Origin of the sequence: Halobacterium sp. KA-6, assembly GCF_021029015.1 — an archaeon.
Taxonomy (GTDB): Archaea; Halobacteriota; Halobacteria; order Halobacteriales; family Halobacteriaceae; genus Halobacterium.
Window position 1 is genome coordinate 105,787 of sequence record NZ_JAJJZH010000001.1, and the last position, 13,345, is coordinate 119,131.

The 13,345-nt window shown below is 63.7% G+C and carries 13 protein-coding genes and 2 tRNA genes; 8 read left to right on the forward strand and 7 right to left on the reverse strand.

Features of this window, described 5'->3' with window-relative positions:
- Window positions 1–3 precede the first annotated feature (3 nt).
- Together LPA46_RS00625 and LPA46_RS00630 are read left to right on the forward strand one after the other, a co-directional pair.
- Window positions 4–1,446, forward strand: coding sequence for a HEPN domain-containing protein (locus tag LPA46_RS00625; RefSeq protein ID WP_230890935.1), 1,443 nt, complete (start codon window positions 4–6; stop codon window positions 1,444–1,446).
- Between the two features lie 57 nt (window positions 1,447–1,503).
- Entirely contained in the window at window positions 1,504–1,887 is a 384-nt protein-coding gene (locus LPA46_RS00630; RefSeq protein WP_230887896.1) for an Hsp20/alpha crystallin family protein, read from the forward strand.
- On the opposite strand, the gene LPA46_RS00635 is transcribed toward LPA46_RS00630, so the two are convergent.
- Together LPA46_RS00635 and LPA46_RS00640 are read right to left on the reverse strand one after the other, a co-directional pair.
- A complete protein-coding gene (locus tag LPA46_RS00635; RefSeq protein WP_230890936.1) occupies window positions 1,888–2,739 on the reverse strand; it encodes an ATP-grasp domain-containing protein in 852 nt (283 codons plus the stop codon).
- Between the two features lie 103 nt (window positions 2,740–2,842).
- A complete protein-coding gene (locus LPA46_RS00640; RefSeq protein WP_230887894.1) occupies window positions 2,843–3,373 on the reverse strand; it encodes a 50S ribosomal protein L16 in 531 nt (176 codons plus the stop codon).
- A 185-nt stretch (window positions 3,374–3,558) separates the two neighbouring features.
- On the opposite strand from LPA46_RS00640, the gene LPA46_RS00645 reads away from it, so the two are divergent.
- From LPA46_RS00645 to LPA46_RS00660, 4 genes are all read left to right on the forward strand, one after another.
- Window positions 3,559–4,782, forward strand: a complete 1,224-nt coding sequence (locus tag LPA46_RS00645; protein WP_230890937.1) for a carboxylate--amine ligase — start codon at window positions 3,559–3,561, stop codon at window positions 4,780–4,782.
- A gap of 207 nt (window positions 4,783–4,989) precedes the next feature.
- Window positions 4,990–6,336: an LLM class flavin-dependent oxidoreductase gene (locus LPA46_RS00650; protein ID WP_230890938.1), complete on the forward strand. Its 1,347-nt coding sequence runs from the start codon at window positions 4,990–4,992 to the stop codon at window positions 6,334–6,336.
- A 50-nt stretch (window positions 6,337–6,386) separates the two neighbouring features.
- Window positions 6,387–8,066, forward strand: coding sequence for a helicase HerA domain-containing protein (locus LPA46_RS00655; protein WP_230890939.1), 1,680 nt, complete (start codon window positions 6,387–6,389; stop codon window positions 8,064–8,066).
- 60 nt (window positions 8,067–8,126) lie between these two features.
- Window positions 8,127–8,966 carry an aldo/keto reductase gene (locus LPA46_RS00660; protein WP_230890940.1) on the forward strand — a complete coding sequence of 280 codons (840 nt, stop codon included), beginning with the start codon at window positions 8,127–8,129 and terminating at the stop codon, window positions 8,964–8,966.
- Between the two features lie 258 nt (window positions 8,967–9,224).
- Here the strand turns inward: LPA46_RS00660 and LPA46_RS00665 are convergent, their stop codons facing one another.
- The 3 genes from LPA46_RS00665 to LPA46_RS00675 all read right to left on the reverse strand — a co-directional run bounded on the left by LPA46_RS00665 (window position 9,225) and on the right by LPA46_RS00675 (window position 10,826).
- A complete protein-coding gene (locus tag LPA46_RS00665) occupies window positions 9,225–9,419 on the reverse strand; it encodes a cold-shock protein (protein ID WP_059055516.1) in 195 nt (64 codons plus the stop codon).
- 107 nt (window positions 9,420–9,526) lie between these two features.
- Window positions 9,527–10,186 carry an HAD family hydrolase gene (locus LPA46_RS00670; RefSeq protein WP_230887889.1) on the reverse strand — a complete coding sequence of 220 codons (660 nt, stop codon included), beginning with the start codon at window positions 10,184–10,186 and terminating at the stop codon, window positions 9,527–9,529.
- A gap of 566 nt (window positions 10,187–10,752) precedes the next feature.
- Window positions 10,753–10,826: transfer RNA gene (locus tag LPA46_RS00675), tRNA-Phe, on the reverse strand.
- Between the two features lie 136 nt (window positions 10,827–10,962).
- Here LPA46_RS00675 and LPA46_RS00680 point away from each other — a divergent pair.
- Entirely contained in the window at window positions 10,963–11,358 is a 396-nt protein-coding gene (locus LPA46_RS00680) for a hypothetical protein (RefSeq protein WP_230890941.1), read from the forward strand.
- A gap of 39 nt (window positions 11,359–11,397) precedes the next feature.
- Here the strand turns inward: LPA46_RS00680 and LPA46_RS00685 are convergent, their stop codons facing one another.
- Both LPA46_RS00685 and LPA46_RS00690 read right to left on the reverse strand, forming a co-directional pair.
- Entirely contained in the window at window positions 11,398–12,405 is a 1,008-nt protein-coding gene (locus tag LPA46_RS00685) for a hypothetical protein (RefSeq protein ID WP_230890942.1), read from the reverse strand.
- A gap of 252 nt (window positions 12,406–12,657) precedes the next feature.
- Window positions 12,658–12,731 (reverse strand) — tRNA-Val (locus LPA46_RS00690).
- An 82-nt stretch (window positions 12,732–12,813) separates the two neighbouring features.
- Here LPA46_RS00690 and LPA46_RS00695 point away from each other — a divergent pair.
- Window positions 12,814–13,296, forward strand: coding sequence for a DUF192 domain-containing protein (locus LPA46_RS00695; RefSeq protein ID WP_230890943.1), 483 nt, complete (start codon window positions 12,814–12,816; stop codon window positions 13,294–13,296).
- The last annotated feature ends 49 nt before the right edge of the window (window positions 13,297–13,345 follow it).

Genomic DNA, 13,345 nt, shown 5'->3' on the forward strand with positions numbered 1-13,345 from the left:
TATATGATTGAGGAGTTAACTGACGATTTGCATGATTTGATAGATAAAGTTGAGATAGAAGTTGCAGAGGATTTGGAAGAATTACCCGAAGAAAACGTCACTTATCTTGTGGATGAATGTATCAGCTTCGACTATGACGGTCTAATAAACTCTTTTTCTGATGCTAAAAACTCTAATACTGTCGAAATATCAAGGAATGAAGAGACGCGGACAGAATACACTGAAGCAGGCGTTTATGATGAGATAGTCACTTCTATTCATGAATCTGACGAGTATAAGTCCATAGTTAAATCAGTCTGTGATAGAAAAATAATTGAAGAATTCACAGATGATGAGGAGAAAGAGATCTATGAAGCAGATATTCCGGAACAACTGGAAGAGCCCATATTCCTTATAAATAATTTCGTGAATATCGCTATTGATGAAACAATTGAGGCGTATGGAGATGATGAAAATCTATCCGATACGGTAAAGACAGAGCTAATTTCCGCATTATTTAACGAATTGCGGAATTCTCCTACGGATTGGAAATTAACCATTTGGTTATTAGGTATCGGAGCTGAGTTTGAAGAAACTAAACTGAGCGATGACACCGTCATCGCCCAACCAGTAAAAGAAGACCTGACGACCGAGATCAGGCTAGATACCAGAGTTAGCCCTGAATTAACTATTTTACCAAGGGACCCACCTACATTAAAAATATCACGAGAGGTGACTGTTGAAGATAAATTTGAGTTGAGGAAAGAAGAATACGTGATACTGTCGCTTATGAGATTGTATGCTTCTGGCAGCTGCAAAATCGTCGGGAAACTAAGTGAACCTGATTCCCCCTTACTAGCCTCTAATAAAGATTGGACGGATGAAACGATGGATGGGTTCTCGTTTGCTAAACTTGAGGAAGGTGATGATGAACATATTGAGAACTGTTTTAGTGAGATTGAAGGTCCATTCCGAGAGAATATAATTAACTCAACGGATACAAACTACTTATCAATAGCTTATGATAGATATGAGGAAGGATTAGTTAATGCAACATCTACCGAGGCAGTAATTGCTTCCTCAATCATGTGCTTAGAGGCACTTTATCTGAAAGAACAAGAAAATAGTGAGTTATCTCACCGGCTCTCTGAACGTGTTTCAATTCTTCTAGGGTTTCTGGACGCGCCGGAAATGGAGATATACCAGAAAGTCAAGAACGGATATGATATCCGAAGTAGTTATGTCCATGGTTCAAGTGTAGATGACGAGGATTATACTGAACTAAGTCTTCAACTATTGAATATCGCAAGGAAGTCGCTAGTTCTTCATTTACAGATTTCTACTGAAATGGATAAAGACAAGATTATTGGTGATCTCGATAAGTGTACAGTTATTCCTGAATCTAGGGATTCGACTAAAGAGGACGTCGAAAATATTTGCGGATACAAACCCCTAAGAAACCACTAATCCCCCCCGGGTGTGACAGTCCGAACGCTTTTCCAGCACGCTGCCTAACCCTCGGGTATGAGACGCGACGACCGGGACGACCCATTCGACGACATCTTCCGCGAAATCGAGCGGATGATGGACGAGATGATGGACGGCACGAACGGGTTCGAGGGCGACCAGTCCGGCTTCTCGACGGACACCCACGTCGACGTCCACGAGACCGACGACGAGGTCCGCGTCATCGCCGACCTCCCGGGCGTCGAGAAGGAGGACATCTCCGTGCAGTGCGACGGCGAGCAGGTCACCATCAGCGCGAGCAGCGACCTGCGCGAGTACGACGAACGCATCGGCCTCCCCGGCCCCGTCGACCCGCGCTCGGGGACCGCGAGCTACAACAACGGCATCCTCGAAGTCACCTTCGAGCGCACCGGCGAGTCGACGAACATCGACGTCGAGTAGCTACCGTTCTGCCGTCCGTTCGACGAGCGCCGCCAATCGGTCGTAGAACCCGTCTTCGTACTTCTCCTCGTCGTCGATAGTCGGGCGTGCGTTCGTCTCGTTGACGACCGCACGCTCCTCCGTCACGAGCAAATCGACACCGAGGAAGTCCACGTCCAGCGCGGCCGCCGCGTCCACTGCGAGCTCTCGAAGCTCCGCTGGCAGCTCGACGCCTGCTGCGTCCGCGCCGCGGTGAACGTTGTGCTTCCAGCCGTCGGGCGCGGCGCGCTGGACGGCACCGACGACCGCACCATCCAAGACCATCACGCGGTAGTCCGCGGCGTCGTGGAGGAACTCCTGAATCAGGTAGGACTTGTCGCCGGTCGCGCGGTAGTCGTGGACGAGTTCGAGGTAGTCGGTCACGCCAGCGAGGGAGTCCGCGTCGTGGACTTTCGTGACGCCGACGCCGCGCGTCGTGGAGTTCGGCTTCACCACCACGGGCGCGTCGAAGGCCTCGAACGCCGTCCGAACCTCGCCCTTGTCGGCGGGATTCGAGACGTAGACGGTTTCGGGGACGGGCACGCCAGCATCCGCGAGCGTCGCGAGCGCGCCGGCCTTGTTCCGGGAGCGTAGCACTGCCGCGCGGTCGTTCACCCACGGCACGTCGAGGAACGCGTCCACGACGCCGCCCTCCATCAGCCGCCCCGGGAACACGAACCCCGCGTCGAACCGGGTCGGGTCGAACGGTGGGTCAGCGAGGTGGGTGACGTGCTCGCGGACGGAGACGTGTTCGGCGCGAATCCCGCGGTCCGCCAGTGGGTCGCACATCCGCTCGAACGTCTCCGTGTCGTTGGCGACCGCCAGCCCGAGCATACGCTGGCGTCGTCGCTGTAGGACTAAAAGACGCCGGTCGGAACCGACAAGCCGTCAACAGCGCCGTCGCTACGCGAGGGAAAGTCGGAGAGAAGCGGCCGGATTACCGGACCAGCAGTTCTTCGCCGCGCTCGACGTTGATCTTGCACGGCGGCGTGATCTTGTTGTACGCGCGGCGGAACGCTTCCTTGACTTCTTCCGCCTGCTCGACGTCGCAGTACGCCGTCATCAGCTTGTCGCCGGGGTAGATGCGGGCCGCGGTGCCGACCGGGACGCCGAACGCCTGGCGCATCCCGTCGGAGACACGGTCCGCACCCGCGCCGGTCGCCTGCTTGTTCTCCCGGATGATCTGGTGGGGGAACTTGCGGAGCTGCATCTTGTAGTTGCCCTCGCCGAGTTCCTTGATGAGGTGGCGGTTCGCGGAGAGGCGCGCGGCCTCGAGCGAACCGTGGCGGAGCTGACACTCCTCCTCGGGGGCGAGGCTAATCTGGACGGGGTAGTCGTCTCCGTCCGCCTGCAGGTCGCCCATCTGGTGCTGTGCAATCTTCGAGCCCGGAATTCCCGTGACGTAGTCGCGACGGGTGTACGACGGCTTGTCGATTTTCCGGTACATGGAGGCCGGGTTGTCCGACATGGTTACTACTGGAGGCTCACGGCCAGCGCGCGAATAAAGGCTTCGAACCCGCTCCGTCGGCGTGGCCGGCAGTTCCGCCGCTGACGCCCACGAGAAGGCAGGCCTCGAACGGCCGCCGCTCCCGGATACCGGCGGACGAGGGCGGGAATCACGCCGCTTTAGCCCCAGCACCCACAACTCCGCCCATGACCTTCCACGAGTTCGACGCCCTCCGCGACGCGCTCGCGGCCGCCGACTTCGACCGACCTCCAGCGTTCGTGGCGAACGCCCACGTCACGGGTGTCTCCGTCGCCCGCGCGCTCGACGCCCACGACGTGCCCGTCGTCGCCCTCGACCGCTCCGGGGACGGCGCCGCACCCCCCTCTAGCGCCGTCGACTACGCGGGCCGCGTCACGTACCCGCTGGACGACGAGGCGGGCTTCCGCGCGGACGTCGAGGAACTCGCCGCGCAACTCGACCACGAGCCGGTCGCGTTCGGCTGCATGGACGAGTGGGCGCTCGCGTTCGCCGAGACCGAACCCGAGGGCGTCCGCTTGCCGTTCGCCGACAGCGAGACGATGGACGCCGTCCTCGACAAATCCTCGCTCTACGAGACCTGTGAGGACCTCGGCGTCCCCTACCCCGAGACGTACCGACTCTCGGAGGTCGACCCCGACGAGGCCGCCGACGAACTCGGCTTCCCGCTCGTCGTCAAGCCCGCGCGCAAGCGCGAATTCGAGGAGGCCGTCGGCACGAACGTCATCGAGGTCGCGGACCGCGAGGAGTACCTGGACGTCGTCGAGATGGCTCAGGAGACCGGCATCGAAATCATGGCCCAGGAGAAGGTCCCGGTCGCGCGCGGCGAGGACCACTCGCTGGCCTCCTACGTCCCCGCGGACGGCGACCCGCTCGCGGTCGTCGGGAACGCCCGCGTCCGCGCGCCGCTCGGCTACGGGACCTCCTGTGTCGTCGAGCGCGTCGAACGCCCGGAAATCCGGGAGCGCGCGCTCGCCGTCATCGAGGACGCGGGCTACCACGGCATCAGCGAGGCCGAGTTCGTCTACGACCGCGACCGCGACGAGTTCGTCCTCCTCGACGTCAACACGCGCCCGTGGAAGTGGATTAGCATGCCCGTGCAGGCCGGCGCGAACCTCCCGATGGCCGCCTACGCCGACGTCACCGACGCCGACTACGACCCCGACCCGACGAAGGACGCGCGCTGGCTCTCCCTGGAGGACTACCTCCCGCTGCTCGCCGGCGGCGACCTCGCGGACGTCCTCGCCACCGACGACTGGGAAGCGCTCGTCTCCGGGGACTTCGAGACCAGCGGCGACCTCACGACCGCCGTCTACCGGCCCAGCGACCCCGCGCCAATCGCGCACCGCCTCGACGTCGAATTCGGCGGCCGCGACTACTACTGCTCCTGCTGACGAACGTTCAAGTACGTAGCCGGGACCACCCCGGCGCGTGCTCTGATCGCTGCCCGGCGTGGTTCCGCGGGAGTGCGACGCGCCGCGTCGGCACCGGTTCGTCGCCTGTCAGCCCCCAACTCGGAGAGGGTTGCCGCCGTCAGTGACAACACGACGCCAACGTCGTGACCGGCCGGCTTAAACGCCACATTCCCCTATGCGGGTGTAATGACTGACCGGATGCGGCTGAATCTCTTCACGATGAACTCCGTGGAGCACGTCTCCGTGGGGTCGTGGCGACTCCCCGGCGACCAGTCCCACCGCTACCACGACCGCGACTACTGGACCGACGTCGCGCGCACCGCCGAGCGCGGCGGCTTCGACGCCGTCTTCTTCGCCGACGTCCGTGGCATCTACGACGTCTACGGCGACGCTCGGGAGACGGCCGTCGAGAAAGCCGTCCAGACACCGTCGAACGACCCCGCGTACGTCGTGCCCGCGATGGCCGAAGTCACCGACAACCTCGGGTTCGCCATCACGAAGTCGACGTCGTACAACCACCCCTACCAGCTCGCCCGCGAGTTCTCCACGCTTGACCACGTCACTGACGGCCGTGTCGCGTTCAACATCGTCACGTCGTACCTCGAATCCGCCGCGGACAACCTCGGCTACGACGACCGCATGGACCACGACGAGCGCTACGACCGCGCCGACGAGTTCATGGACGTGCTCTACGCGCTCTTCGAGGACTCCTGGGACGACGACGCAGTCGTCCGCGACCGCGACAGCGGCGTCTACACGGACCCCGAGAAGGTCTCGGCCATCGACTACGAGGGCGACTACTTCGACGTGCCCGGCCCGCACGGCGCCGAGCCGTCCCCACAGCGCACGCCCGTCCTCTACCAGGCGGGGTCCTCGGACCGCGGCCGCGAGTTCGCTGCCGAGCACGCCGAAGCCGTCTTCGTCAGCCAGCCATCCGTCAAAGCCGTCGAGGACTACGTCGCCGACCTCCGCGAGCGCGCGACCTCCCACGGGCGCGACCCCGACAGCCTCGCGTTCTTCCCCGGCATCGTCCCCATCGTCGGCGAGACCGAAGCCGTCGCGGAAGCCAAGTACGACGCGTACACCGACGCCATCGACACCGAGGGCGTACTCGCGCTACTTTCCGGGTTCGTCGACGTGGACCTCTCCGAGCTCGACCCCGACCAGCAGCTCGAACACATCGAGACCGAAGCCATCCAGGGCGTCGTGAACGCGTTCACGTCCAACGACGACCGCGACTGGACGGTCCGCGAAGTCGCGGAGTTCGCCGGCCTCGGCACCACCTCGCCGGTCGTCGTCGGGACGCCCGAACAGGTCGCCGACGAGTTCGAGTACTGGTTCGAGGACGTCGGCGTCGACGGCTTCAACGTCAAGGAGGTCGCCCGTCCCGACAGCCTCCGTGACTTCGTCGACCTCGTCGTCCCCGAACTCCGCGAGCGCGGCCTGCTCCGCGACGAGTACGAAGGCGAGACGCTCCGTGAGACGACGTTCGGCCGGCGCGGCCTCCCCGACGGCCACCCCGGTAGTCGATAGTCCCGTTTCGAGGACAACGGTTTTCTCCCCGGCTCGTGTGACTTCCAGCGATGGCAGACACCGCAGCGGACGGCGACCAGCAGATTCACGTGGGGGAGACGGACGACGGCGACCGGCTGGAGTTTCCCATCGTGGAGATGCTCACCGGCCGCGGGTTCGTCACCGGGAAATCAGGGAGCGGAAAGTCGAACACGACGAGCGTCGTGGTCGAGGAACTCCTCGAAGCCGGCTACCCCGTGCTCATCGTGGACACGGACGGCGAGTACTACGGCCTCAAGGAGGAGTACGAACTCCTGCACGCGGGTGCCGACGAGGAGTGCGACATCCAGGTGAGCGTCGAGCACGCCGAGAAGCTCGCGCACCTCGCCCTCGAGGAGAACGTCCCCATCATTCTGGACGTCTCCGGCTACCTCGACGACGAGGAGGCCGACGACCTGCTCCGGGAGACGGTGCGACACCTCTTCGCGAAGGAGAAGAAGCTCAAGAAGCCGTTCCTCCTCGTCGTCGAGGAGTGCCACGAGTACATCCCGGAGGGCGGCGGCGTCGGCGAAACCGGGAACCTCCTCATCAAGGTCGGGAAGCGCGGCCGCAAACACGGCCTCGGCGTCGTCGGCATCAGCCAGCGCCCCGCGGACGTGAAGAAGGACTTCATCACGCAGGCGAACTGGCTGGTGTGGCACCGCCTCACCTGGGAGAACGACACCAAAGTAGTGGGGCGTATCGTCGGCAGCGACTACGCCGACGATGTCGTTGACTTGGGGGACGGCGAGGCGTTCATCCAGACGGACTGGAGCGACGACATGGTCAAGCGCGTGCAGTTCAAGCGCAAGCGCACGTTCGACGCGGGCGCCACTCCGGGCCTCGACGACTTCGAGCGCCCCGACCTGAAGTCCGTCAGCGGGTCGCTGATGGAGGACCTCGGCGACATCACCGACCGCAAGGAACAGGAGCAGAACCGTGTCGCGGAGCTCGAATCGCAACTGGAGAACCGCGAGCAGCGCATCGCCGAATTGGAGTCCGAACTGGAGACCGCGCGCGACGTCTCCGCGGCCGCCCGGAAGATGGCGAACGCGCTCGCGCACGGCGACGGCTCCCCGCCCGAGGGCTACCAGGCGACGCTCCAGACGAAGAACGAACAGATCGACCGCCTGGAGGAGCGCATCGACGAACTCGAAGCACGCTTCGAGGACGGCGTCCCAGCGGACACCACAGAGGGAACCGACGACGAGACGACGGATGCACCAGCCGAGACGTCGGTCGGCAGTGACTCCGACGACGAGACCCGCGACGCGCTCGTGGACGCCGTCCAGGACCGGCTGCGTCGCCGCGGCGAGCGCAGCCAACTCCGCGACGGCAGCGAGGACGCGGACGCGACGCCGGACGAACCCGCAGGCCCGGCGGCCGAGACGGTCGTCGACCTCCTACAGGCACCGCCGGTGGTCACGCGTGTGAACGCGGCGCGCCGCGACTCGAAGTGCAACGACGACGCCGCGTGGCAAATCGTCTCCGAGCTCGCGACGAACCCTGGCGCGAGCGCGCACGACCTCGCAGCCGCAGCGGGCATCGACGTCGAACCCGCCCACACGTTGCTGCGTGAACTCCGGACCCGCGACCTCGTCGTGCGCGACGACCGCACGTACGCGTTCAATGCCGACCGGATGCGCACGCTCGTCGAACACGACGACCCCTCGAAGCCCCGGACGGAACTGCGCGACCAGTGGGAGCCCTGACCGCCGGCACGCGACTCCGTTTCACCAACATCTAAGCGACGGGCTGCTGACCGCTCCCGTATGGCAGCCGAAAACGCGAGTGACACGTTCGACATCGGCGGCGAACTGACCGTCCACCGGCTCGGGTTCGGCGCGATGCGCATCACCGGCCCGGACGTCATCGGCTCTCCGGACGACGAGGCCAACGCCCGCGATGTCCTCCAGCGCGCGGTCGACCTCGGCGTCGACTTCGTCGACACGGCGGACTCCTACGGCCCGGGCGTCAGCGAGCGCCTCATCCGCGAATCCGGTATCGCCGAGGACGCCGTCGTCGCGACGAAAGCCGGCCTCCTGCGGAACGCGACCGGTGACTGGATTCCCCACGGTGACCCCGACTACATCAAGAACCAGGCGCTGGCGTCCATCGACCGCCTCGGCGTCGACTCTATCGACCTCTACCAGTACCACCGCCCCGACCCCGACACGGACTTCGAGGCCGCCGTCCACGCGTTCGCCGAACTCAAAGACGACGGACTCGTCGACCACGTCGGCCTCAGCAACGTCACCGTCGAACAGCTGGAGACCGCCCGCGAGGTCGTCGACGTCGCCACCGTCCAGAACGCGTACAACGTCGTCGACCGCGAGTACGAGGACGTCCTCGAAGCCTGCGAGGACTACGACGTCGGGTTCATCCCGTACTTCCCCATGGGTGGCGGGGATCTCGGCGAGAAGCGCACGGACCTCGAAGCCGTCGCCGCCGACCACGACGCCACCGTGCGGCAGGTCGCGCTCGCGTGGCTGCTCGACCACTCGCCCGTGACGCTCCCGATTCCCGGAACGTCCAGCGTCGACCACCTCGAAACGAACGTCGCTGCGAGCCACCTCGACCTCACGGCAGAGGACCGCGCGCGCCTGGAGTAGGCTCGCGGCCGTTCACCGATACCGCGCCACTGCTGCGACGACCAGTAGGAGTGCGCCGGTCACGAACGTGCCGGGAATCGGCAGCACGAACAGGAACGCGCCGACCGCCAACGCGAGTGTGGACGTTCGCACGCGTCGCTAGTGGGAAGTCGCACTGGTACACCTTGTGGCAGCAGAACGCGGTCGCTACGTCGTTTGGGGAATAGTCGAAAAACGATTCGTCCTGCCCAGCGTCAGAGACGCTGGCCTTTCACCGAATTACAGCCGAGTGAGGTTCGTCGCGCGGGGGCCCTTGTCGGCCTCCTCGATGTCGAACTCGACTTCCTGACCTTCCTCCAGGTCCGGGCCGCCGATGTCTTCCATGTGGAAGAACACGTCCTCGTCCGCGTCGTCAGTCTCGATGAATCCGTAACCGCCAGTGTCGTTGAAGAAGTCAACCGTACCGGTTGCCATTGCAACCCGAGAGAAGCGCCGCTCGTTCATAACCTTTGCGGGTGATGCCGGCGCCGTTCGCCGGCAGAACAAGTAATTCTACGCGCTGGAGCGTGGCTCTACGACCGTTAGGGGCTGCAGATGTCGTGCAGGTCGTCGAGCCCGTCGATTTCCCACGTCGGCCAGACGTTCAGCTCCCAGTCGCGGCGGTGGGGCCGCCGGATGAACGCCGAGTCGATGCCCGCGTTCTCCGCGGCGCGCACGTCGGACTCGTTGTCGCCGACGAACAGCGCGGAATCCGCGTCCAGGTCGGCGAGCGCGCGGTCGATGTAGTGGGAGTTCGGCTTCCGGCGATTCAGACTCTCGATAGTCGGCTCGCGCCCGTAGGCTGCGCCGAACAGGTCGTCGACGCCGAAGTGGTCGAGCACGAAGTCGACGGTCGCCTGCTGGTTCGAACTCACGATGCCCATCGAGACGTCGAGGTCGTGAAGCGTGTCGAGGTCGTCGTAGAGGGTCTTGCGGCCCTCCCGGACTTCCTCGTACTGGGCTTCCGCGGCAGTCTGGTCGCGCGTCGGCCAGAACTCCGCGGGCTTGAGCCCGTAGCGGCTACAGACGTCGCTGACGGTCTTCGGCGTCGCGCCGATAGTCATCTCCTCGATGTCGTCGGGGTCGGGGTCCGTAACCCCGAACTGCTCGAACGTGTCCTCGGTCGCCGCCTGCAGCACGTCGTACCGCGTGCGGCCCACGAGGACGCCGTCGTTGTCGAACACGACGGTGTCGTAAGTCATACACGTAGATTGGGGGTTCACACAGATAAGCGTTTCATCGTTCGGTACGCGGTTGCAGCGACTACCCGAATCGAGAGAACGTCGCGTCGCCGCTGGCGCGTATCGCCACCGGTTGGGCCCGTCTTCGACTCGCCCAGTCACGAATCGTTGCTACGGCTTCCCGCGATTCAATTTCCGCCGCAGGTCTTTCTCTTCCTCGGCGCTTTCGTTCGGTCCCGCTTCGTCTCGCTCCCCGTTCCGGTCTCGGACGATGTTCGTCATCTCGTCTCTATCTACTGAGCGCACCCACTTATATCTATGTACTGGCACGTGGGCGAGCGGGAGTATTACGCGCGCTACCGCGCAGATACGTGCGATGCGCTCATGCGCGTATGCGCGAGTGGTGTGTAGTGGCACACTCGAGCGCTGAGTGAAGCGACTGTCCAAGTACGCTAGCGACCACACTATCGCTCTACGAGGACGGAGTCCGAGTCGAATCCAGCCGCGGGTGTTTCTCCCGATCCCGGTTCGGTCGACGTCGTTTCTATGACTCCTCGCTGTCGCTCGGAGTCTTAGAATCACAGAAATGCCGCCTCCCCGATTTGAACGGGGGACAGCTCGATCTTCAGTCGAGTGCTCTCCCAGTCTGAGCTAAGGCGGCGCGCAGTCGAGACGACGGCAGTTGTAGGAAAAAGCGTTTCGAATCGCTTCGGGGCGGTAGGTCGCTCCCCGTCCGTCCCGCGGGCGACTGCTCGCTAGCCACAAGTGTAAAACCGACGACGTTAGATGCGGCAGCCATGGAGCAACTGGCCGTACAGGTCCGCGACGCGCTACAGGCGGAACTCCCGGGTGGGCTCATCGGCGTCAGCTACTTCGATGAGAACGGCGTTGGCCACGTCTTCCGGAGCGAGTGGGCTGGGGAGAAGTACGACCCCGAGCAAGTCGACGAAGTTGTCCGCGACATCCAACTCGAAGCGCTCGGCTACGGCTCGCTGGAAGACCGCCAAGACCAATCCCTGCACGCGACCGTCCGCGTCTACGAGGACATGCTCGACGTCGCGCTCCCCATCTCGCAGTCCAGCGGCATCGCGTTCGCGCTCGACCGCGACGCGGACTACGACCTCCGCGAAGCGATTCACGTCGCCGAGGACGTCGTCGACGAATCGGCGTTCGAGCGGCCGGCAGTGGAGTAGTTCCGGAGTCTACGGCCGCGCTCGCCCCAACTCAACCCTCTACGCCGCCGCGAGGCCAGTTTGTGTGTCGGGAGCCGCTCGCATAGCGGACCGCGATTCGTTCTCGATGGTTCCGACGTAGTAGTGGAGCCGCGAGGGACCCGTGTCGTTCGCGTACCCGTTAGCGAGCATCAGGTATCGCCCATTGTCGAGCCGCAGGACGGACGGGTCGCCGACGCCGTAGCCATCGCTGGCGGTCGATTCGCCGTGCTGTGGAGCGACCGCTGGTGCGTCGAGCTGTGTGAACCCGGAGTAGGGGTCGTCGTTGACCCACACGGAGACGTTGTAGCGTGGATGGTGGGGGTCGTAGTCGCCGAACACGTACAGGCGGTCGCTGCGCTCGACGATGTCGAAGTCGCCGACGCCGTAGCCGTCGGGCGCCGTCCACACGGGTGGGTAGACCGTCCAGTTAGAGACGCCGTTCGGGCTGACCGCGTGCCCAATCTTCTTCCCGGAGTAGCCGGCCGCACTCCCGTACTCGTAGTAGACGTGGACGAGCCCGCTCTCCTCGTCGTAGTACGCGCCGAGGTCGCGGAACCCGGTGTTGTCGTTGCGCACCGTCCAGTCGTCAGCCGTCATCGAGCGGGCCGTGTAGACGTTGCCGTTTCCGTAGACGACGTACCGGTCGCCGATTTCGACGAGTGAGTCGAACTCGAAGCGGTCGGCGAGATAGTCGTCGTCGACCAGCCGCCAGCTACCGGGCTCTGTCGGGGTGTTGGACCGGTAGAGGTTCGGGTCGGAATCCGTGCCGACGACGAGGTAGCTTGTGCCGTTCGCCTCGGCGAGCATCGGGTCGTGACTCTCGAACCCGAACACCTGATTGTCCGGTTCCGGGCGGCGGAAGTCAGCGTGGAGCCCCGCCGTCTCGGGCGGTAGCCCGTCGGCTCTCGTGGGCACGTCTTCCCGGGGGTGGTCGGCGGTGTTGAACAGCTGCTGGCCGTACTCGACGACCGGTCGGGTGGCGGTGAGCTGGCCGCCGCCCGAAGCGAGCACGACGAGCAGACCCACTGCGAGCAGTGTTCCGCCTCCCAGCTTCGACGTTGAGAGCGGCATGAACGTACACGGCCGTATCGGCGACAGCCCGAAATGCGTTGTGCCGGCACCTGCGCAGCGACGCCGTCGAACGCAGTGCTCGGGCGGATTCTCACCGATGGAAGACTCGCTTCGCTCGTCTTCCAGAGTTCGAATCCGCGACCCCATCACCGCCGTCACGCGACTCGCACACGCTACGCGGTGCTCGTCGGCGTGAGTTACGTAGAGTGGGTTCGGGCGGATTCGAACCACCGACCTCGGCCTTGTAAAGGCCGCGTCATAACCAACTAGACCACGAACCCGCGTTTCGAGAGAGTCGCGCCGCGGCCTAAACGGTTTCCTTTCGGCGGAACGTCCAAACCGCGGGCGATCGTACCTGTGGGCATGCTCGGACGTACGCTCGCGGTCGTCTGTCTGCTCGTCGTCGCCGGCTGCGCGGGGCTCCCCGGAGGCGGAGCGTCGACGCCGGGAGCCACTACTGCCGCACAGGACGCGACGCAGGTGTTCGTCGAGGACGAGGACGGCGACCCCATCGGGAACGTCACCGTCGAAGTCGCGGACACACAGAGCGAGCGTTACACGGGCTTGAGCGAGCACGAGTCCCTCGGGCCCAACGAGGGGATGTTGTTCGTCTACGACAGCGAGGGCAGCCACACGTACGTGATGCGCTCGATGGGCTTCCCCATCGACATCGTCTACATCGGGGCGAACGGCCGCATCACGTCGATTCACCACGCGGAAGTCGAGGACGACAACGAGGACCTCACGGGCTACGACGGCGTCGGGAAGTGGGTGCTGGAGGTGCCGTACAACTGGACGACCGAGCACGGTGTCGAGGTCGGCGACCGCGTCCGCATCGAGGACTGAGCAGACCGCGGTCGTGAGCGCGCGAGCGGGTGTTTCGATTCGTAGGGAA

Bases quoted from the DNA above. Each gene is read 5' to 3' on its own strand.
- LPA46_RS00680 (WP_230890941.1), top strand. From the start codon at position 10,963: ATGGAGCAACTGGCCGTACAGGTCCGCGACGCGCTACAGGCGGAACTC.
- LPA46_RS00670 (WP_230887889.1), bottom strand. From the start codon at position 10,186: ATGACTTACGACACCGTCGTGTTCGACAACGACGGCGTCCTCGTGGGC.
- LPA46_RS00645 (WP_230890937.1), top strand. From the start codon at position 3,559: ATGACCTTCCACGAGTTCGACGCCCTCCGCGACGCGCTCGCGGCCGCC.
- LPA46_RS00660 (WP_230890940.1), top strand. From the start codon at position 8,127: ATGGCAGCCGAAAACGCGAGTGACACGTTCGACATCGGCGGCGAACTG.
- LPA46_RS00630 (WP_230887896.1), top strand. From the start codon at position 1,504: ATGAGACGCGACGACCGGGACGACCCATTCGACGACATCTTCCGCGAA.
- LPA46_RS00695 (WP_230890943.1), top strand. From the start codon at position 12,814: ATGCTCGGACGTACGCTCGCGGTCGTCTGTCTGCTCGTCGTCGCCGGC.
- LPA46_RS00650 (WP_230890938.1), top strand. From the start codon at position 4,990: ATGACTGACCGGATGCGGCTGAATCTCTTCACGATGAACTCCGTGGAG.
- LPA46_RS00655 (WP_230890939.1), top strand. From the start codon at position 6,387: ATGGCAGACACCGCAGCGGACGGCGACCAGCAGATTCACGTGGGGGAG.
- LPA46_RS00640 (WP_230887894.1), bottom strand. From the start codon at position 3,373: ATGTCGGACAACCCGGCCTCCATGTACCGGAAAATCGACAAGCCGTCG.
- LPA46_RS00635 (WP_230890936.1), bottom strand. From the start codon at position 2,739: ATGCTCGGGCTGGCGGTCGCCAACGACACGGAGACGTTCGAGCGGATG.
- LPA46_RS00625 (WP_230890935.1), top strand. From the start codon at position 4: ATGATTGAGGAGTTAACTGACGATTTGCATGATTTGATAGATAAAGTT.
- LPA46_RS00665 (WP_059055516.1), bottom strand. From the start codon at position 9,419: ATGGCAACCGGTACGGTTGACTTCTTCAACGACACTGGCGGTTACGGA.